Consider the following 20,923-nt stretch of genomic DNA (forward strand, 5'->3'; position numbering starts at 1 on the left):
TACTCTTTCTTAAGGTTTCTCTATTCTATAACACATATGATGTAATAGCTTCATTATCCTCATTTTCAAATAAGGGTATGATCGTTTGTTCGATCAATTCCACTCTATCAGTTGCATTTGGCGCAAACATACATTGCATGCACACAACAAGATGCTTTTTTCGATTTACATAAATGACGTTACCTCCATCTCCCATCGCCGCAAAACCATCTTGCATCACCCACCATAAATAACCATACGCTAAATTCATTTGATCCCAGCGACTTTGTTCTTTCGTACTTTCTTCTACCCAATGAGCAGATACGATCTGTGACCCTTGCCAATCACCTTTTTGAAGATAAAGTTGACCAAGTTTAGCCATATCCATAGCGCTTAAGGTTAATCCCCATCCGGCTGTATGAATGCCTTGCGTATCTTGTACCCAACCACTCATGGTTCTTGATTGTTGAAAGTCATATTGTTCTTTTTCACTTTGAAATACTATACTTTTTTCTATGTGAATCCCTAAAGGAGAAAACAACCATGTTCTGGCAAACTCTAAAACAGAAGTACCCGTTGTTTTAACCAAAATGCCCGATAATATATCCGGACCTATCATAGGTGCATAACGAAAGGTACCAACATCACCTTCTTTGCCTAAGTAGCACAATGCTGTATCTACATAACTATCACTTGTAAAGTACTCTATATATGGTTCTTCCTCATATCGATATGGCACACACATTCGCAACATATCTCTAATTGTGATATTTGCACAATCACGTTTTGCTAATTCAGGATAAAAAGTCTGTAGTGTTTGATCAACCCCTTTTAGATATCCTTTATCGATGGCAATACCAATCAAAATAGATAGGATGCTTTTGGTAACAGAATAGACATGAAGGGTATGTTCTTTTTGATAATCTTGAAAATACTGTTCATGTATGACCTCTTGATCCTTCATAATGATCAATGCTGCTGTGTTTGGATACTTTTCTTCTATCAGTTCCTTTAAAAATTTCATATTCTGTTTCATAACTTTACCTCACTTTTCACATCACTACTTTACAGCTTCCCCTAAGGGAAAAGTCAAGCCCCAAGAAAATGACCCATAAATGGATCATGTGAAAACGAAGTCTCCACACTTGAGTAGATACTCGCTCCCTCAGTAACATCGTTTTGTTTGCCAGACCTTCTCCATGTTGTAGATCCCTTTCAAGGAAAGAATATCTACGAGATCATAAATGAAAAGAAGTGTGATGAACCCCATGGATCTTCACACTTCCTTCATTGTTTTTGGTTGAGTTGATTCTATACAGTTTATGGGATTCTATTTACCCCTTGTTTATTTACACCCCAGATTCTGTATACCCCACCTTATTTCAGATTACCTCTTTCATCATGAAAACATATGAGCCATCCTGGCAATATAAAGATGAGATATGGGATTCCATATAAGGAATAGATAGGATATCGAAGGATACCAGGAAACCAAGTAATAGCATGAAAAAGAAAAGTATCCAGAGTAAGGATGATAAAGAATAGGATGAAGACATATCCAACAAGAGCTAGTATCATATAACTACGTTTGATATGTGGTCTTATAAAAGCATAACTAGTCATACTGATTCCTATGCAAAGCGTACAGTATTTGATAACAAGTAACACAGGTTGCATCACATGCATGGCTTGTAATATGATACTGAAAAAAATCAAAGCAACGCCAAAGAAGAAAGCACCCTTTTTCATTGAATGACCTTATGGATAAGATCACTCTTTTCCACAACTTCTTTGGTAAAATGGAATGCACCATAAAAGTCTTCTAGCCAATGTTCTGGTAATGGTCGATTGATATGCACAAAGGCAAGAATATCACCTTTCTCTACATAATCCCCATCTTTTTTATTTAACACAATACCTACAGCCGGATCAATGGTATCTTCTTTTACCATACGCCCTGCTCCAAGTTGCATTGCCAAAGTTCCTAAGGTCAGCGCATGAACATCTTTGATATAACCACATTCTTTGCTTGTGATTTCCAAAATTTCTTTTGCTTGTGGTAATAATTCCGGATGTAAGATTTGTTCGATGTTTCCACCTTGTGCTTCTACCATTTCCAATAACTTATCCAATGCACGATGATCATCCATAACGTTTTGAAGCATAGATCTTGCGCTGATTTCATCTTCTGCTTTGCCTGCTTGCATCAACATGATGCTTCCTGCTTTTAAACAAAGCTCAGTAAAATCTTTTGGTCCTTTTCCCTGTAAGGTAGCAATTGCCTCTTTGACCTCTAAAGCATTACCAATGGCATTGCCCAAGGGCTGGTTCATATTGGAAATCATTGCTCGTACATCTTTATGGAAATGTTGACCAATTCGTATCATCGTTTCCGCCAGCTTCTGTGCATCTTTTGCTGTCTGCATAAAGGCGCCTTCCCCATACTTTACATCTAATAAAATAGTATCCGAACCGGCAGCTAATTTCTTCGACATAATACTAGAAGCAATCAATGGAATAGAATTGACTGTTGCCGTAACATCTCGAAGTGCATATAGTTTTTTATCAGCCGGTACCAAAGTACCTGTTTGTCCTATGATCGCCAACCCGATCTCTTTTACTTGACTTAAAAATTCATCGATCGTTAAATCAACTCGAAATCCTTCAATGCTTTCCGCCTTATCTAAGGTTCCACCCGTATGTCCAAGGCCTCGGCCACTCATTTTTGCGACCTTTACACCACAAGCGGCTACCATCGGTGCAAGAGAAAGACTTGTTTTATCTCCGACACCACCAGTAGAATGCTTATCACATTTCACTCCAGGTATACTAGATAGATCGATCATATCACCACTATGCAACATTTCCTCTGTCAAATAGGCAGTTTCCTCTTCCTCCATACCGTTAAAATAAATTGCCATTAATAAGGCACTTACTTGATAATCCGGAATCGTTCCTTTTACATATTCTGAAATAAAAAAATGTAGTTCTTCTTTGGTTAATGCTTGATGTTCTTTCTTTTTCTCGATGATATCTACAAATCGCATAAAGTTCCCTTCTTTCTTTTATAGGAATACCATGTAAATGTTGGATAATCACGTGTTTCTATACAACTATAATCTGTTTTATTCCATTCAGGAAATGTCGTATCTCCATGATATCGTTGTTTCATAATAGAAAGATATAAGGTATCTGCATAAGGAAGTGCCATTTCATATACTTTGCGACCTCCGCCCACCATGATCATTTCTTTTGTGTTTTGATACTTACGTAAAATAGAGATAGGATCTTGACAGATTATTTCGCCATGCTTACATAAAAGATCGTTATGATGACTTACGATCATGATCTGTCTATCCTCTAATGGATTAGGAAGTGATTCCCAAGTGGTTCTTCCCATGAACAGTTTATGTCCCATCGTCAAGGATCGAAACAACGCAAGTTCTTGATGATCATGCCATGGCATATGCCCTTGATTCCCAATAACGCCATCAAGATCCATAGCTGCTATGATCGTGATCATGATGCTTTTAATCGTTCTAATTCATCATCACTCAAATAGCGCCATTCTCCGGGAGCTAAGGTTTCATCTAAGCAAAGATTTCCCATACGAATACGTTTTAAACCTAATACCTCATGCCCAACAGCATGGATCATTCGTTTGACTTGATGAAATTTCCCTTGTGAAATGATCAAATGAATAAGAGTAGGTTCTATTAACTTCACCTTTGCAGGATAAACAGGCTCATCATCTAAACAGATGGTTCCATTTTCAAGAAGTACGATGTCTTCTTGAGATAAAGGAGCATCTAAGACTACTTCGTATTCTTTTTCCACATGTTTTTTAGGAGATAATAAGGCATGAGAAAGTGCACCATCATTGGTCAATAATAGCAATCCTTGTGTATCGATATCTAGTCTTCCTACAGGAAACATATCTTTTGGTAAATGGATATCCAAAAGATCCATAACCGTTGGATGCAGGTTATCTTGTGTTGCGGAAACACAGCCATCCGGCTTATTCAACATAATATAATAATATTTTTGATAACTGATTTCTTCGCCATCTAAGGTAATAATATCTTTCGTTTCATCAACGTGTACATCATCCTTCTTACAAACAACACCGTTAATTTCCACAAACCCTTTGCGAATCATTTGTTTTACTTCTTTACGAGAGCCTGCATTGGCATGAGCCAAGTATTTATCTAATCGCATAATTAACCTCTTTTTACTTTTTTCTTGATACGATTCAAATCGATATGAAATAAAGTTTGCGGTAATTGGAAAATACCGGTTAAAACGATATAACCGCCTAACGCAATGATACCGGATACTCCTAGTTGTACGATACCGATCATTCTTCCCTGTCCATATCCCTTCAACCCGATCAATTCACATAACCAAGCCAATAAGAACATAACAGTACATCCTAATACGATGATAAAGAACTTATGCAATGTATATTTCCAATTAACATGGTATTGATGTGCCAAAGAATACATTCCCATGATCAAATAAAAGCCCATGGAAATCATACTGGAAATAACGACGCCGGAATAACCAAAGAAATATAGCATTGGATAAGAAAGAATAAACTTGATCGATACCATAATAACCTGAAAACGAATACACAACTTTCTTTGTCCTACTGCCATCATCAATGCAGTGATCACAGGATTGATCGTACTAAACAATGCTTCAATGGAAAACCATTTTAATATTTCTGCACAAACCTCTAGATCCCCCGGATTAGCTGGTGGAAACAAAATATCATATAAAGGTTTCGCATAAATAAACAAACAGAAGCTAATCGGTACACCAATATATAAGACGATGTCAAAACAATCACGAATATTTTTTCTGATTTGTTTATAATCTTGTTTCGCTAATGCAGATGTAATATGAGGAATGATTGCACTAGAAAAGCCAGGTGCTAAAATCATTGGGATGGACATTAATTTTAATACTCCATAATTGATACATCCGGTAATTAATACGATTTCTTGTCCGGTATTGCCATGTGCCTCTAATCCATTTTTCAAAAACACCGTATTAACAATGGTATCACTATATCCCAAGATCGCACTGAATAAATAAGGCATTGCGATCATTACAAGCTCTTGTAGAATTGCTTTACGATCCGTATTTGCGACTATTTCCTGCTCTTTCGCCATTTTACGCATCGTCGGCATCGTCTTTCGATCATAAAATTTCAAATGAAGAAATGCCAATATGGCAGCTACACTTGTAGATATGACTCCGAAATAAACGCTCCACACATGACCATAATGAAATACATAAATAGCGATCGCACTCAAAATCAGTAAAAATGCTACACGGGCAATCTGTTCAAGAACCTGCGATAATGCATATACTTCCATTTCCTTCAATCCCTGATAAAAGCCACGTGTTGCACTTAAGACCGGAACAAAGAATAAAGCAAAACTTATTAAGATCAATACCAAACGCATCGTCGAAATATCCGCTGATGTGGATACGATCTGCGTTGCCGGTTTTAAATATCCTATTGCTTGTGCTACTCCAACATCTGAGGTAGGAAGCACAAGCTTTGCCAATGGAGATGAAAACAGTATGACCAAAAGCATTGCGAAGGCACCAAAACAAATCATGACAAGCGTAGATAATTTACGAATCATAAGAGAGGTTCGATAATCACCTTTACTTGTATATTTCGCTACCATCGTCGCAACGGCAAAAGGAAATCCTGCGGTAAAAATATTCAACAGATAACTGTATATATTATAAGCCACACCATACATGGCCACATTGGCTTCATTCCCAAGCAAGGTATTAAAAGGTACTGCATAAAACAATCCTATGAATTTTGCGACGAAAATACCTGCGGAAGAAATCAATGCACCCGTAATAATGGATTGTTTTCTATTTGATATTGCTTTCTGATTACTCATGATTTCAAAACCTTTCTACTATTCTTTTTCCTGTTCACTGCTTTCTTCTGCAAAGCTCAGATTAAAGAACGCATTGAATTTATTTGTTCTTGTAGCATCCGACCAGGATACCAACACATTCAACGTAAACTGTTTTTCCTTTGAAATGCCATCTAATATGATACCCTGCCAATAATCAAGATCAGGATACGCTTGAAAAGGCAACATCGAGTAAGCGTGGTCAATATCATCACCAACCAAACCAAGACATGGATATATATTGGTATTAGAATCCACTGCCTGATCAATGGCAATTGCTTGAATATCATACATTGCCACTCTCGGGTTATTAATAATGACTTCATATTTATAAGACCCATCTGCTTGCTTTTGTTGAATCAATTTATAATCAAAAGGAATGGTTTTAGATACATTTCCCTTGTTATTCATGACTGCATTGATAAAGGTTTCATAGTTTTTCATGCTTTCTTCTTCTTTTTTGCTTTTGCCACTACAGCCACATAACAACACTAGCAGGCAAATCGCAATAAGGGAACATCGACGCATAACATCACCTCTATCGTACATTATATCAAATCTCATGAGATTAAACAATCATGTTTCTGCCCTGTTATCTACCTGTTTTTAATGAGAATGCGGTTTTTAGTTGAAATACTTCATTGAGAACGCAAAAAAACAACACAAAAGATCGTGCTGTTTTTACCTTTCTTTACCATGAACCAGTAAGTATCTACTTCATTGTAGTTTATTCTTTTTCTATATATTGATCTAGAATCTTTATGATTGTATGATCCAATGGCTTTAAATATGTTTCATCAATCTCTTCTAAAGTCTGATCTTTATCATTCTGATAAACATCTCGAAGAAATCCCTGTATATAAACTTTCTGTTTCAATTCGAATATCACATTGATATGTGTACTAGATCCTTTTGTAATATTATAAAACTTCACACGTACTTCTTTTCCATTCCAAGTAAGGGTATGTATAAGCGTATCCTTATCCGAATGAGAAAAATAATCCATATCATAATCAGAACATACGATCCAATAAGGATGGCCATCAATCTTTGCATCTTCATTCGCATTGGCGAAATACAAACCGCTTTGATACAGTAAGTAATTACGAACGTTGTAGCATTGCGTATCTATCATCTGATCTTGATTCAATCCATATGCTTCTGCATCAACCGCAACATTAGAAACTCTTCTTAGAAAGTAGTGTTGATTTGCAAAATATAAAACACCAAGTAATACTAATGTCAGAAAGATGATGATGAATTTTTTCTTCATTCTATTCATTCCCTTTATCACAATTTAAGTAAACATCGTTCACCTACATTTCATAATATTGATAGACAGTTACCCAATGATTTCCATGCTGAATGCCACTGTCAATTGTCTAATTACTTAGATGATATATAAATAAAAACATTACAAATGATCAAAGTAAGCATTCAACTACAGAAATAATTACTCTTACAATGAAAATCACACTTGTTTATTTACTGAAGTTCTGGCATCCAATTCTAGAAAGATGCCACCATATCAGTAACACCAACTTCTTATTGATTTCGTAAATCATAAAGGATCCTTCTTTCTTTATATTTTTAGCCTAACAGTATGTTTCTACATTGTCAATACTTTTTCCTTCATGTTAGGCTGATGTTACTCTTTCATTTCGATAGAGTGATATTGCTAGTATTCTATGGTTTTGAAAAAAATAAAACGACCGCTTGGTCGTTTTATTTGCCACACTTGCAACGGAATGATTTACATTCTGTTTCATGGCACTGATTAGGTTCTACACAGTTGTCACAGCAAACAGAGATTGTTTCAGCCTCACAACGGTTATCCTTATGATATACACAAGAATGTACATTACATAAGATTTCAGTTTTTTTCTGCATCACACTTCCACCTCCATCGGTTTTAGTATGTGAACGAATTTATAATCTATGCCTCATAAAGCATAAGTGCACTAAAACAATAAATTTGTCCATCTTCACAATCACATACCGCCACTGAGAACTTGATATCCAACACTTGAATATCTTCGTTTTCTTGTAGAAATTCATTGATGCTATCACTAAGATCATCCTCGTGTTCTTCATCAAAGACCTTAACTTGTTTCATGCTATCACCAAGAATACTATATCAACAATCAATCTTCCTCCTTGTCGAAATAAGAAGATAACAATAATTCTTTTTCTCGATTGACAGGACACATTGGCAATCTTAATAAATTTTCGCATTCTCGTTTACGGGATAACAGATATTTTACAGGAGCAGGAGATGCATCGCAAAAGGCCAAGGTAGCTTCCTTATATAATTCTTTCTTCAATCGGTTATCTTTTCTACCTTCTTTGATAAAACGCTGTATCTTTTCCATATTAAAGTGTCCCATTACCGAAATTAATCCATCCATACCTACATCAAGACCTTCATCGAAATAACCATCTTCACCACTATATATTTGAAATTGTGGAAATTCTTTTTTCAATTTGATCACGGTATCCAGATCATGACTTGCCTGTTTTAATCCTACGATCGTCTTATGTTCATATACTAATTTACGTATCGTATCATACTGTAATTCTACTCCGCATCTTCCAGGCACATTGTATAACATAAGCTTGGTATCTACACTAGAAGCAATTGCGTGATAATGCTCATATAATCCACGTTGTGATGGTTTATTGTAATATGGAGTTACGACCAACACTCCCGAAATTGCGTATTTTTGTGCTTTTCGTATGAGACGAATGGTATCTCTTGTACAGTTTCTTCCGCAACCAAACCAAACTTCACAATTTCCCTGCACGATAGATAATACATGTTGTAATACAGCATAACGCTCTGCTTCTTTTAAAGTTGGTGTTTCTGCTGTGGTACCACAGACAATGAAACCATCGCATCCCTCACGCATCAAGCGTTTTACAATTTTTGTCAATGCCTCATAATCAACCTCATTTTCTTTTGTGAATGGTGTAATCAAAGCCACCATAACTTTTTCCATTTAATCGCCTCCAAGTAAAATCGGCTGTAGTTGTTTGTGCTCCAATGCCATTTCTGTACTACGCTCCATTAACTCCCATTTACTAACGATACTACGCTCTTTTTCAAAGGGCGCATCCTGTCGAAATGGAATGACATAAAAATGTTTCATATTGATTAAGGTAAAGATGTTTTTGGCACTAATGCTTAAACCATCATTGCTAGCAATACCAAATACAATGTTTTTATTGTTTCGCAACATCGCCTTAGCAGCTAATGTTACCGGATGATCATAAATCCCCAATGTCATTTTCGCAGCAACCGTTGCGCTCATTGGTGCTATGATCATAATATCATAAGCATTCGTTGGTCCCACTTTCTCTGCCTCTACTATTGTATGAATGACCGGCTTATGACTTGCCTGTTCTAATCTTGAAATAAAGTCTTCATGTGAAAAAAACCTGGTATCACAGGTAAATACATTTTCACTTACAACAGCTTGTACATCGTTTTTTTCACAAAGCATTTCAAACTGCTTTAAAATGGCAGCATGGTTACAAAAAGAACCACAAATACCAAACAAGATGTGCTGATTTTTCATTTTATTAATTTCCCCCTTACATAATCGGCGATGATTCTGCCAGCACTTTCGGCACAGAAACGACCTGGAAGATTTGGCGCCTTGATAAAGGTCATATCATATGCTTTCAACAAAGCTTGATCGACCACATCAGGTGTCGCAATATCGATGACGATGGGTCGTTTCGACCATGTCAGAATATGTTTCTCCTCTATCACTTTCTGTATGGATGTATTTACAATCACATCTGCGCAATCATTCCAAGAAGATATCTTGATAAAGTTCTGATCTTCTTTACATTCTCTTCGTATCACCCTTGTCTTAACATCTAAATTACCTAACATATGATGAATCGCTTTCCCACAATTACCATATCCTATAATATCCACATCAATGTCATATAAGCTTTTCGATATGGAAGAAATCAAAAGATATAATACACCCTCTGCAGTTAACATAGCGTTTTCCTCAATCACATGTTGATCTTCTAGATAATAATCCTTTCGTTGTGGTAATGTCTTTACATACGTACAAGGCATCCCACAAAATATCAGCATCTCTTTTTGAATTCTCCAAAACATAGCAGGTACATGAATGCGATGTTCTCTTATCCGAAGATATCCATCTTCATCAATACCTTTTACTGGTAGAACTAGAGCGTCTAAGCGTGGTAATGTTAAAAAATCTGTAGTCTCATCTATTGCGATTACTTCCTTATACATATGCAGTTTTTTATAAACAAAAAGCATTCTATCGTCACTGCAGACAACAGCAGTTATCATAACATCTCTCCTCACTTTTATCATATGAGACAAACAAATGAATTGTTCTTAACAAAAGCGAAAACATAGAAAAAACCATCAGATATAGACCATCTGATGGCTTCGTTTAGTTTTGTTCAATAACGAAATAATTACGTTTTCCTTTTTTGATCAATGTTTTTTGTTCACTGATTGCATTTTCACTGCTTACAACAAAGGCAACATCCTGAACCTTGTCTCCATTGACTTGAATAGAACCTTGATTGATCCATTCTCTTGCTTCACGTTTACTGCTTGCAATTCCCGCTGCTACCAATACATCCGGCAACATCAAATGATCATCAATGTTCTTAGATTCTATTCCATGTATTGCATCCTTGATTTCATCTGCTTCCAGATCCTTGATATTTCCTCGAAATAAGGCATTGGTAATTTTTAATGCTTTCTGATATTCCTCTTCTCCATGTAAGTAGGTTACCACTTCTTTAGCTAATGCTTTCTGTGCTTCACGTTTATGAGGCTCATTTTGTACGCTAAGTTCTAATGCGTCAATTTCCTCTTTACCAAGGAAAGTCAACTTTTTCAAATAATCAATGACTTTTGCATCTTCAGAGTTGACAAGAAATTGGTACATCTCATAAGCACTTGTCTTGTTTTTATCTAACCAAACGGTGCCGGTTTCACTCTTACCGAACTTTGTACCATCTGCCTTTGTGATTAATGGCATTGTAAGTCCATAGCATTCTACATCTGCGCCATGCTTCTTACGAATCAATTCCAAACCACTGGTGATATTGCCCCACTGATCTTGTCCACCAAGCTGTAAAGTACATCCCTTAGTTTCATATAAATGTAAGAAATCCATTGCTTGTAGGATCATATAAGAAAATTCTGTATAACTGATACCACTTTCTAATCTTCTTTTTACCGTTTCCTTGTTGATCATATAGTTGATGTTAAAGTATTTACCGATATCCCGAAGGAAATCAATGACACTAAGGTCCTTTGTCCAATCTAAATTGTTTACCATTTCAAAACCAAACAATGCTTCGATCTGTTTGCTAAGGCATTCATAATTATGCTGTAATACTTCTTTAGTCAGCATATTTCTTTCACCGGTTGCCTTAGGATCACCGATAAAACCAGTTGCTCCTCCAACAAGCATCAATGGATGGTGTCCATGTTCTTTCAAACGTTTTGCGCAAAGCAAACTAGAGTAATGTCCGATATGTAAAGAATCCCCGGTAGGATCTGTACCAATATAAAAGGTCATACCTCCTGCATTTAATTTTTCTTCTAATTCAGGACTGGTCACATCATTGATCAATCCACGCCATTTTAATTCTTCAAATAATTTCATATCAATTTTATCCTTTCCATAAAAAAAGTCCTTGTATCCAAGGACGCAATTCACTACGTGGTACCACCTTAGTTCGCTATTCTCATAAGCGCACTCAAACTCTTAACGCAAGTCATACGGCTTTACTTTGCATAAAGCAGCTCCAAGGTGTATTTCACAGATTCCAGTATGCATTCACACCAACCATGCACTCTCTTTTACTTTTCCTCTGTGCTCTTTTCTTTTCATAGCTCTGTTATTAGTATATGTAATTCTTACGATTTGTCAATCCTATTTTGTGGATTTACGTGGCGTAAAAATATAACTTAATTCAATTTCTTTGTCGGTTACTTCATTTTCTTCCGTCAACATTTTTGTCAACAGACGCATTGCAACTGCACCTAAGTCATAATCAGGAATTTTGAAACCGGAAATCTGAGGTCGTGCCATTGCATTATACTTACTATCCAAAATACATACCAGTTCCATATCCTCTGGAATGTTTAATCCAGCTTCTTTTGCTGTATTTAACACTGCCATTGCTTGTGAATCACGGTAGGTAATCACAACATCATGGTGAATATCTTTTTTCATATATTCTTTTAAGAATAAATAACTTGAGCGATATTCTTTTGGAATCGCAATATAATTTTCAAATTTCATTCCAGAATCAGCATATGCTTTTTCTAAGCCTTCTCTTAATTGTTTGATCATTGCCGGATTTTTTCTATCTTCAACCAAAGCAAGGTCCTTTTTACCTTCTTTAATGCATTTCATTGCATAATCATATACAAGATTTGCATAATCAACATAGATAGATCCAACCGTATCATCTGACATTTTATTACCGATCACTACGATAGGAATTTGATAATTTGTCAATTGTTTTAACTCATCTTTATTCAGTTTGTCATTGAAAATCACAACACCATCTACACGAGATTTAATGATATTTTCAATGATATCATTCATCTCGCTAATGCCTGCAGTTGTTGTATGCAACATAATGTTATATTTATAAATCTTAGCAACATCAATTAGACCATTGATGATCTGTCCAGTGTAGAAATAACTAGCTTCTGGCACGATCAAAGCAATGGTTGTTGTTTTTTGTAAGGCCAAGCCCTGAGCAATTGCATTCGGTTTGTATCCAAGTTTTTCAATTGCCTCCTGCACCTTTACTCGTGTGTCTTCTCGTACTACTTCACTTCCGTTGATAACACGAGATACTGTTGCTAATGAAACATCTGCTTCTTTTGCAACGTCATAAATCGTAATTCTTTTCATAACACGTTATCCCTTCTGACCTAGTCGTCTTTATTGTCGGTGTCTAACACCTTTTTGAGTCCATCAAATGCATGTTGTGCAACCTTTAATGTCCCTTTTTTTAATTTCTTTACGTTTTTTTGCACTCGTTCATCATGCTTCACGCTTGTGATCGTATCACTGATGGTATCCATTGCTTTGCTAACATGCTCATTTTCCATGATCGTGTTGATTCCATCACTGACACCATCTATCACTTTTTCACCTGCAGCTACAACCTTATCCTTTGCATTTTGCACATCATCACGATTCGCAAAGTCTACTGTTTTTTTCTTACCTTTCGCAAGAAGTACTGCAGTATCTTCCTTTAACTTTTCCATCCTAGCAGCGATATCCTCGCTGTCAACATTCTCAGAAAGCCATTCTCGAAATTCTTGATATAATCCAGTTACTTCTTTTCTGGTTTCGTCCAGAATGCCTTGCTCACCTTCTACATCTTCTTCCATTTGAATAATGGTATATTTTGCTTCATTTTCCATAGATTCTACTTCTTTTTCACAATTGTTTTCCATCATTCTTCTTCCATGTCCTCTCTTTCAACTGTTGTTTCGCCTTTTTTGCTTTTCTGTAAAGCCCAATCTTTAATGGCGCCAAGATTTTCGATCACTGCCACCAATGCACTTCTTACAGCCGTTTTACTAGCCTCATGCACAGTGTCGATCGTATCACTCAATTCGTTCAACGTATTCAGTGGTTTTTCGAGTGTTTCCAGTTCCTTGTTTGCGGTATCCAATGTTGTTTTCATGCTGATGATTGCTTCATTTGCTGATTTCAATAAGACAATCAAATGTTTAACAAACAGGATAAGGAATACAAGAACGATAAAGCCCAAAATAGGTAATGACTTTTGAGCAACCACACTTAATAAATCTAATAACTGATCTAATTCCATAGAAACACCTCTCTAATTATATTACAACATTCTGTAACCATTTACAACATCAATGAAAACTTTTTACAACATTTTTTAATTTATAGATATCTTTGCTACTCATAAACAGATAAACCGCAGGTCCACGTTTAGCTAACATTTCCGCAGCCTTTTCATCTTCCAAAATAACTTTAGCCTTTTGGCATTTATCTGCAAGATCTTGAATCGTGATATCAATACCCTCTTCCTTTGTAGCATTTTCTGGAAAATGACATAGATATACTTCATCTGCCTGATCTAATTCCTCAGCAAAACGATCCATAAAATAGAAGATACGTGAATAACGATCCGGTTTGAATACAGCAATCACCTTTTTTCCTGGATATTTGATTCTTGCTGCTTCTATCATATATTTTACTGCAGTTGGATGATGAGCATAATCATCGATATAAACATTTCCATGCTTCTCTTCCGTTGTAAAACGACGTTTTACTCCTGGAAAGCTTGCAAGCCCTTCTTGTAGCAACTTCGCAGACAATCCTTCCATAATGCCTAGTGCGATCACGCCAAGGCTGTTCCATAACAAAGGTTTCCCAACAAACGGAAATTTAAAACTACCAAACAACTCTTTTTTATAAAGAACATCAAATGCCATTCCTTCTTCATTCTGTACCACATGAATTGCTTGCACATCATTATCCTCATGTAATCCATAATATAAATGATTGGTTTTCACCTTTAAGCTTCTTGCACTTTCATCATCACCGAAAATAACAACACCCTTTTTCACCTGATTAGCGAATGTTTCAAAAGCATCACAATAATCATCCATATCTTTGTAATAATCCACATGATCCAATTCTACGTTCGTAATGATCGCATATTGTGGTTCATAGGCAAGAAAGTGTCGTTGATATTCACAAGATTCCAATACAAAGTATTTGCTGTTTTTTGGCATTTCACCAGTTCCATCACCGATCAGATACCCAGTTGGTGCAGCCAATGACATCACATGAGAAACCATACCAGTTGTGGTTGTTTTACCATGTGTTCCAGCAATTGATACACTTGTATATTCGTTTACCAATTCACCTAAAAACTCATGATACCAATATACTTTAGCACTACCTTGTTCCTTTAGAATCAATGCTTTTTTCACTTCCGGATTATCCTCATGAAATGCATTGCCAATAATAACAGTGGTGCCTTCTACGACATTGGCTTCATCAAATCCTGTGATTTTGATACCACGCTCTTCTAATGGTTTTTGCGTAAATATAAATTTTTCTATATCTGAACCGGTAACTTCATCTCCACGATCCTTTACGATTTCCGCCAAAGAAGCCATACCGCTTCCTTTGATTCCAATAAAATGATACAGCATGTTCTTCACCCCTTATTCTTCATTTTTATATTTATATGTTTCTTCTACTTCCTGGACGGGTGTAGAATCTCCAAAAAGAGATATCTGCATCAAATCCTCATCATTTTCTGTTGTATCATGGACATCCTCTAACAATTCATCCAAGGTAACATTTTCAACTTCTTCCATTTGATTTAGTTCTTCTATCTCAACATCATGTTTGGGTGTTTCGATTGGTGTTGCTTGTTCTTGTTGCTTTGCGGCGATTTCTTCCATCGCTTCTTCTTCAAATTCCTCCAGTTCATTCACTCCATAGTATGGAGAAATGATCGTCCCTAAAGGATTCGGCTTTTTCTTTACAGTGTTAGAGCGTTTCATAATTTTTACGCTCTGATTTTTTTGTTCTTTTTTCTTTTCTTCTTTTGCGCCAAACATCGGAGAAATCACAGGTGTAAATTCAAAGTCTTTACTACTATCATTTTTCTTTAATACAGGACGTGCAGTAGTGGATTCCTTGACTTCTTTTTTCTTATCTTCAATTTTCTTTTCTTCAAGGTCAATGCTGACAAATTTTTTCTTTTCTTCTTGTGCTTGTTGTTTGATTACCTTACCCTCAACATGCTTTTCACGTGGTGAAGGAACATCTTCTTTCACAATAGGATCACTTTTTGGTTTTTTCTTTTCCTTGAATTCGATGGTTTCTAATTCATCTTCTACAATAATCTCTTCATCTGTTTCTCCAAACAGCATAGACATCAAATTTTTAAATACTGGCATATCATGACCCCCTTTCTTATTGATCCAAATCTTTTAAGAATGTGTTGATTTCTTCTTTGGTCTTTCTCAATTTTGATACAAATCTACCTGTTTCATTTCCATTCTTCACACCGATAAAGCTTGGAATCCCCATCACCATCTGCTCAACAGCGATATCCATACACTGATCACGATCAATATAATAAAAATGATAATCTGGATATGCCTTGATCAATTCAGGCATAAATGGCTTAATAAATTGACAATCGGGGCACCAGTCTGCACTAAAGGTAAATACCTGTACACCTTCTGCATGATATGCTGCTTCAAATGCTTCTTTTGAAGTGATTTCTGTCATATATTCTTTCATGTTTTTTCGCAACCTTTCCACATGAGTGTTTTTCTCACTTTATTTATTATATCATTATTTTATGAAAATTCTCTTTTTTATTTCATGTAATCACTTAATTTTCGTTAAGATTTGGTACTTTCTTCCATACAGCACGATAGATTGGCTGTCCTTTATCCATAAACTTGCGCTCATACTCGCTGATTGCATCTTCTTCATGTTCTGTTCTTCTAAAATCGACGCTCACATCATGTAAAAACCAACCACATTTTTGAAATTCGATCAAGGAATATTCAAATAAAGAACTATTATCAGTTTTCATTTGAATTTCTCCATCTTCACTTAAGATATCTGCATATTGACGAATAAATTTCTCATTGGATAAACGTTTCTTATGTGCTCGTTTTTTAGGCCATGGATCAGAAAAGTTCAAATGTATCACATCAATTTCACCTGGTTTGAACCAGGAGGAAATCTCTTCTGCATCGGCATTGATAAAAGCTACATGACTACCGGGTTCTTCCATATTGGTATATTTACGAACTGCCAATGCCGCCACATTATTATTTTTCTCAACACCGATCCAACCACTCGCTTTATCTTTTTGACTCATTTGAAGAAGATAATCACCTTTACCTGTACCTATTTCCACATGTAAGCAATCTTTGTTTAAATATGTTTTCCACTTCCCAGCAAAGGTTGCCGGTTCTTTTATAACTACCTGTTGTTCCTTTAAAAAATCTTCTGCCCAAGGCAGTTTACGCATTCTCATAATTACCTCACTATTTCGCCAGCTTCTCTAACGCACCTGCATAGATTGCTGTAGCACACAAGAGATCTTGAATCAAAATTCCTTCATCTTTTTGATGACATCCACCTACAAACATTCCTTCTGGATAATTTTGATGTGGAAATTCCGGACCAAACGCAACAAAATTCGGGAATTTCTTCGCATAAGTACCACCACCAATTGTCATATTTGGCGTCGATTCATCTTTACTATACGTACGATACATTTCACTTAATGTTTGTACCAGTTCACTATTCGGATCTACATATAATGGTTTTGTATCCTTTTTCAACTCTATCTCTAAAGCATATTCCAATTCTTTTGCTTTTTTCTGAAATCCCGACATAACGACATCTGCATTTGTTTCTTGAGGATAACGAATATCGATGGTGATGTTTGCATGTCCATCTTCGATATTGACGATACCTGTATTCATCGTCAAAAAGCCCATAGTAGGACTATCCATATAAATATCCAATGGTTTCCCTTGCCAGTCATGTAACATTGCATACGTGTCAGTGGCAAACTTATCCTGATAACAGCTACCGACAAAGTTTAAAAGATGTAAAGCAGCATTATTTCCAAGATATGGCATAGCGGCATGAGCAAATGCACCTTCGATCATTAATTCTGCCTTCGTTTGGGTATAGGTCACGCTTCCCTGTAATCCATGTGATTTCAAATAGAAATCAAATAGATCCATGGCACGATCATCCCATTCCTTCACAATACAGCTCGCTTTTCCAATGACGATATTACTACGTTCTCCTGCATGCATGGATTCAATGACTGTATTCACGTTTCCATGTAACTCTATATGCAGTCCACCTTTTTCTCCGTAAATGACCGGAAACTCTGCATCAGGTGTAAAACCTAACGTCGGTATTTGAGCATGTTCTACATAATAGTTCATACATTCCATGCCACTTTCCTCATCACAACCTAAGATCAACATGATTTTCTTATTTAATTTGATCTTGTGATCTTTTAACATTTTCATAGCATAAAAAGCACTGACTGCCGGACCTTTATCATCCAATACTCCACGACCAAACAAATAACCGTTTTCTTCCGTTGCTTGAAAGGGATCTTTGCTCCAACCTTCTCCAACCGGAACCACATCTAAATGTGCCAACACACCAACACTTTCTTCCCCTTCGCCATACTCAATTACCCCTGCATAGCCATCTATATTTTTCACACGAAAGCCTTCTTTTTCACCAAGCGCTAACATATGATCCAATGCTCTACGACAATCCTTTCCAAAAGGAGCACCTTCAACTGCTTCTGCCTTGATACTTGGAATTGCGATCAAATCCTTTACGTCCTGTAAGAAAGCTTCTTTATATGTTTCAACTTCTGTTAACCAATTCATTTCGTTCACCTCGACTACTATTTTACCATAAGCAAACCAACTTACCTATGTTTTTTTACATTAATTTTCAAAAAGTTCCAGAGCTTTAACTTTATATCTATTTCTTATTGAATTTTCAGTCTTTGCTTCTATTAGGATACTACTTAATGTATCATACGTTTATACATAAAAAGTGCAGTTCATCCGCTTAGAATCACTGCACTATTTTTATTTTGTTATTCTTCTACCTTTGTTGTTTCTACAGTAGGTTCTTCTGTTGCCTTCTCTGCTGTTGTTTCTTCTTCAGGTTTTTTCTCTTCTTTTTTAGGTTTTGGAAGCAATGCTTTTGCACTGACATTCACACGTCCACGATCATCGATTTCCATGACCTTAACTTTCACAGTATCTCCGATTTTCAAAACATCTTCGACTTTGTCTACACGTTCATGTCGAATCTTAGAGATATGTAATAAACCATCTGTTCCTGAGAATAGATTTACAAAAGCACCGAATTTTTCAATTCTGACAACCTTTGCATCATATACATCGCCAACTTTAGCAACACGAACGATATCACGAATCATATCAGCTGCCTTATTGATAGAAGCACGATCCATATGGTAAATAACAACCTTACCGTCATCATCAATATCGATCTTCACTTCGTTGCTGTCCGCAATGATCTGATTGATTACTTTACCATTGGTTCCGATAACTTCACGAATCTTTTCAGGATCAATGTGAAGAATTTCAATCTTAGGCGCATAGGTACCAACATCTTCTCTTGGTTCTGAGATAGCCTGCATCATATTTTCTAAGATTTGAGTACGTGCTATCTTGGCCTGAGCCAACGCTTCTTTGAATACCGCTTCTGTAATACCGGTCACTTTGATATCCATCTGAAGTGCGGTAATTCCTTCGCTAGTACCTGCAACCTTAAAGTCCATATCTCCGAAGTGATCTTCCATTCCCTGAATATCTGTCAAGACAGTATAGTTACCACTCTCTTCATCCATGATAAGTCCCATCGCAATACCTGCAACAGGTGCTTTGATTGGTACACCAGCTGCCATCAAAGACATGGTACCAGCACAAATAGATGCCTGTGAACTAGAACCATTAGATTCTAAAACCTCAGCAACGGTACGAATGGTATAAGGGAAACTTTCTTCATCAGGCAATACTTGAGCAAGTGCTCTTTCTCCTAATGCTCCATGTCCGATCTCACGACGTCCTGGATTTCCCATACGCCCTGTTTCACCAACGGAGTATGGTGGGAAATTATAGTGATGTAAGAAGCGTTTGCTTTCTACCTCTGTTACATCGTCAATGATCTGATTATCATTCATAGGGCCTAACGTTGTTACACTTAATACCTGTGTTTCTCCACGTGTGAATAATGCACTACCATGTACACGAGGAAGGATATCGACTTGAGAATCCAAAGGACGGATCTCATCGATCTTACGTCCATCAGGACGAATCTTATCTTCGATGATCAAACGACGCACTTCATCTGCCTCAATACCATGGCAAATTTGTTGTACCTGTTTGATTGCTTTATTTTTATCTGCTTCCGTTGCATATTCTTTTGCTTCAAATAGCGTAACGGCTTCTTGTGTTAATTCATCGATCTTGTTGTAACGCTCCAACTTCTTCTCAATGGATACGGCTTCACGTATACTCGCTTCAAAGCTTCCACGTACTTCAGCATCAATGCTTTCATCAACGGTATAAAGTTTGATTTCCATCTTTTCTTTTCCAACTGCTGCCGCAATTTCTTCTTGAAAGGCTACCAATTGTTTGATATGCTCATGTCCAAACATAATAGCACCAAGCATAGCTTCTTCATCTACTTCTTTTGCGCCTGCTTCCACCATGTTGACTGCATATTTTGTACCGGCAACCGTCAAATGAATATCACTTTTTTCTTGTTGCTCAGCAGTAGGATTGATTACATATTCTCCATCGACTCTTCCAACGATCACTCCAGCAATTGGTCCATTGAATGGAATATCAGATACACACAATGCCAATGATGCACCAAACATTGCAGTCATTTCTGGAGAACATTCCTGTTCTACGGATAACACGGTATTTACCACCTGAACTTCATTACGGAAGCCTTCCGCAAACAATGGACGGATAGGACGATCGATCATACGTGCAGTCAATGTTGCATGTTCACTCGGTCTACCCTCTCTACGTAAGAATCCTCCTGGGATCTTACCTACAGAATATAACTTTTCTTCAAATGAAACAGTCAATGGGAAAAAGTCAATCCCTTCCTTTGCCTGTTTACTAGCGGTAGCCGTAGAAAGAACAACGGTATCGTTATATCTTACTAAAACAGACCCTCCAGCCTGTTTTGCTACTTCTCCTGTTTCCACTGTGATCCCACGACCACAGAAATCTAAACTAAATACTTGTTTAGCCACTTATCTTCACCTCTTATTTTTCATCTTTTTAATGATATCATATTTTTTTAAGGAAAGAAACAAAAATAAAAAAGAAAAAAGCTCATTTG

The 20,923-nt window shown here is 36.6% G+C and carries 23 protein-coding genes and 1 other annotated feature; all 23 genes read right to left on the reverse strand.

Annotated elements, in window-relative coordinates:
• Positions 1-25 precede the first annotated feature (25 nt).
• On the reverse strand, positions 26-1,015 hold the full coding sequence (locus tag UGRO018_RS10860) for a serine hydrolase domain-containing protein (protein ID WP_416326506.1): 990 nt from the start codon (positions 1,013-1,015) through the stop codon (positions 26-28).
• 341 nt (positions 1,016-1,356) lie between these two features.
• The gene (locus tag UGRO018_RS10865) at positions 1,357-1,728 is read right to left on the reverse strand and encodes a hypothetical protein (RefSeq protein ID WP_416326507.1); all 372 of its coding nucleotides are present in this window, start codon (positions 1,726-1,728) and stop codon (positions 1,357-1,359) included.
• Positions 1,725-3,026: a pyrimidine-nucleoside phosphorylase gene (locus UGRO018_RS10870; RefSeq protein ID WP_416326508.1), complete on the reverse strand. Its 1,302-nt coding sequence runs from the start codon at positions 3,024-3,026 to the stop codon at positions 1,725-1,727. Before UGRO018_RS10870 ends, UGRO018_RS10865 begins: the two co-directional genes overlap by 4 nt.
• Positions 3,014-3,502 (reverse strand): dihydrofolate reductase, encoded by a 489-nt coding sequence (locus UGRO018_RS10875; RefSeq protein ID WP_416326509.1) that lies wholly within the window; start codon positions 3,500-3,502, stop codon positions 3,014-3,016. Before UGRO018_RS10875 ends, UGRO018_RS10870 begins: the two co-directional genes overlap by 13 nt.
• Positions 3,499-4,197 (reverse strand): pseudouridine synthase, encoded by a 699-nt coding sequence (locus tag UGRO018_RS10880; protein ID WP_416326510.1) that lies wholly within the window; start codon positions 4,195-4,197, stop codon positions 3,499-3,501. The genes UGRO018_RS10875 and UGRO018_RS10880 overlap by 4 nt, the downstream gene beginning before the upstream one ends.
• A gap of 2 nt (positions 4,198-4,199) precedes the next feature.
• Complete coding sequence (locus tag UGRO018_RS10885) at positions 4,200-5,912, reverse strand: oligosaccharide flippase family protein (protein WP_416326511.1); 1,713 nt, start codon at positions 5,910-5,912, stop codon at positions 4,200-4,202.
• An 18-nt stretch (positions 5,913-5,930) separates the two neighbouring features.
• Positions 5,931-6,479: a hypothetical protein gene (locus UGRO018_RS10890; RefSeq protein WP_416326512.1), complete on the reverse strand. Its 549-nt coding sequence runs from the start codon at positions 6,477-6,479 to the stop codon at positions 5,931-5,933.
• Between the two features lie 178 nt (positions 6,480-6,657).
• Entirely contained in the window at positions 6,658-7,203 is a 546-nt protein-coding gene (locus UGRO018_RS10895) for a hypothetical protein (RefSeq protein ID WP_416326513.1), read from the reverse strand.
• A gap of 452 nt (positions 7,204-7,655) precedes the next feature.
• The gene (locus tag UGRO018_RS10900; protein WP_416326514.1) at positions 7,656-7,820 is read right to left on the reverse strand and encodes a DUF1540 domain-containing protein; all 165 of its coding nucleotides are present in this window, start codon (positions 7,818-7,820) and stop codon (positions 7,656-7,658) included.
• Positions 7,821-7,866: 46 nt separating this feature from the next.
• Positions 7,867-8,046 carry a sporulation protein Cse60 gene (locus UGRO018_RS10905; RefSeq protein WP_416326515.1) on the reverse strand — a complete coding sequence of 60 codons (180 nt, stop codon included), beginning with the start codon at positions 8,044-8,046 and terminating at the stop codon, positions 7,867-7,869.
• A gap of 28 nt (positions 8,047-8,074) precedes the next feature.
• The gene (dapA, locus tag UGRO018_RS10910) at positions 8,075-8,929 is read right to left on the reverse strand and encodes a 4-hydroxy-tetrahydrodipicolinate synthase (RefSeq protein WP_416326516.1); all 855 of its coding nucleotides are present in this window, start codon (positions 8,927-8,929) and stop codon (positions 8,075-8,077) included.
• Positions 8,930-9,508, reverse strand: coding sequence for a dipicolinate synthase subunit B (locus UGRO018_RS10915; RefSeq protein ID WP_416326517.1), 579 nt, complete (start codon positions 9,506-9,508; stop codon positions 8,930-8,932). It abuts the gene before it with no gap.
• Positions 9,505-10,269, reverse strand: coding sequence for a hypothetical protein (locus UGRO018_RS10920; RefSeq protein WP_416326518.1), 765 nt, complete (start codon positions 10,267-10,269; stop codon positions 9,505-9,507). Before UGRO018_RS10920 ends, UGRO018_RS10915 begins: the two co-directional genes overlap by 4 nt.
• A 106-nt stretch (positions 10,270-10,375) precedes the next feature.
• Positions 10,376-11,608: a tyrosine--tRNA ligase gene (gene tyrS / locus UGRO018_RS10925; protein ID WP_416326519.1), complete on the reverse strand. Its 1,233-nt coding sequence runs from the start codon at positions 11,606-11,608 to the stop codon at positions 10,376-10,378.
• 36 nt (positions 11,609-11,644) lie between these two features.
• Positions 11,645-11,845: a binding site (T-box leader), on the reverse strand.
• A 33-nt stretch (positions 11,846-11,878) separates the two neighbouring features.
• Entirely contained in the window at positions 11,879-12,874 is a 996-nt protein-coding gene (locus UGRO018_RS10930; protein ID WP_416326520.1) for a LacI family DNA-binding transcriptional regulator, read from the reverse strand.
• A 20-nt stretch (positions 12,875-12,894) separates the two neighbouring features.
• Positions 12,895-13,425: a hypothetical protein gene (locus UGRO018_RS10935; protein ID WP_416326521.1), complete on the reverse strand. Its 531-nt coding sequence runs from the start codon at positions 13,423-13,425 to the stop codon at positions 12,895-12,897.
• Complete coding sequence (locus UGRO018_RS10940; RefSeq protein ID WP_416326522.1) at positions 13,425-13,805, reverse strand: histidine kinase; 381 nt, start codon at positions 13,803-13,805, stop codon at positions 13,425-13,427. The genes UGRO018_RS10935 and UGRO018_RS10940 overlap by 1 nt, the downstream gene beginning before the upstream one ends.
• A 49-nt stretch (positions 13,806-13,854) precedes the next feature.
• Positions 13,855-15,168 (reverse strand): UDP-N-acetylmuramate--L-alanine ligase, encoded by a 1,314-nt coding sequence (gene murC / locus UGRO018_RS10945; RefSeq protein WP_416326523.1) that lies wholly within the window; start codon positions 15,166-15,168, stop codon positions 13,855-13,857.
• Positions 15,169-15,180: 12 nt separating this feature from the next.
• Positions 15,181-15,924: an internalin gene (locus UGRO018_RS10950; protein WP_416326524.1), complete on the reverse strand. Its 744-nt coding sequence runs from the start codon at positions 15,922-15,924 to the stop codon at positions 15,181-15,183.
• Positions 15,925-15,940: 16 nt separating this feature from the next.
• Positions 15,941-16,294 carry a thioredoxin family protein gene (locus tag UGRO018_RS10955; protein WP_416326525.1) on the reverse strand — a complete coding sequence of 118 codons (354 nt, stop codon included), beginning with the start codon at positions 16,292-16,294 and terminating at the stop codon, positions 15,941-15,943.
• Positions 16,295-16,367: 73 nt separating this feature from the next.
• Positions 16,368-17,024, reverse strand: a complete 657-nt coding sequence (gene trmB, locus UGRO018_RS10960; protein ID WP_416326526.1) for a tRNA (guanosine(46)-N7)-methyltransferase TrmB — start codon at positions 17,022-17,024, stop codon at positions 16,368-16,370.
• Positions 17,025-17,034: 10 nt separating this feature from the next.
• Positions 17,035-18,417, reverse strand: a complete 1,383-nt coding sequence (gene pepV / locus UGRO018_RS10965; protein ID WP_416326527.1) for a dipeptidase PepV — start codon at positions 18,415-18,417, stop codon at positions 17,035-17,037.
• Positions 18,418-18,632: 215 nt separating this feature from the next.
• Entirely contained in the window at positions 18,633-20,834 is a 2,202-nt protein-coding gene (gene pnp, locus UGRO018_RS10970) for a polyribonucleotide nucleotidyltransferase (protein ID WP_416326528.1), read from the reverse strand.
• Positions 20,835-20,923 lie beyond the last annotated feature (89 nt).

This window comes from Hoskinsella mucinilytica (genome assembly GCF_045223415.1).
GTDB classification, from domain to species: Bacteria; Bacillota_I; Bacilli_A; order Erysipelotrichales; family Erysipelotrichaceae; genus Hoskinsella; species Hoskinsella mucinilytica.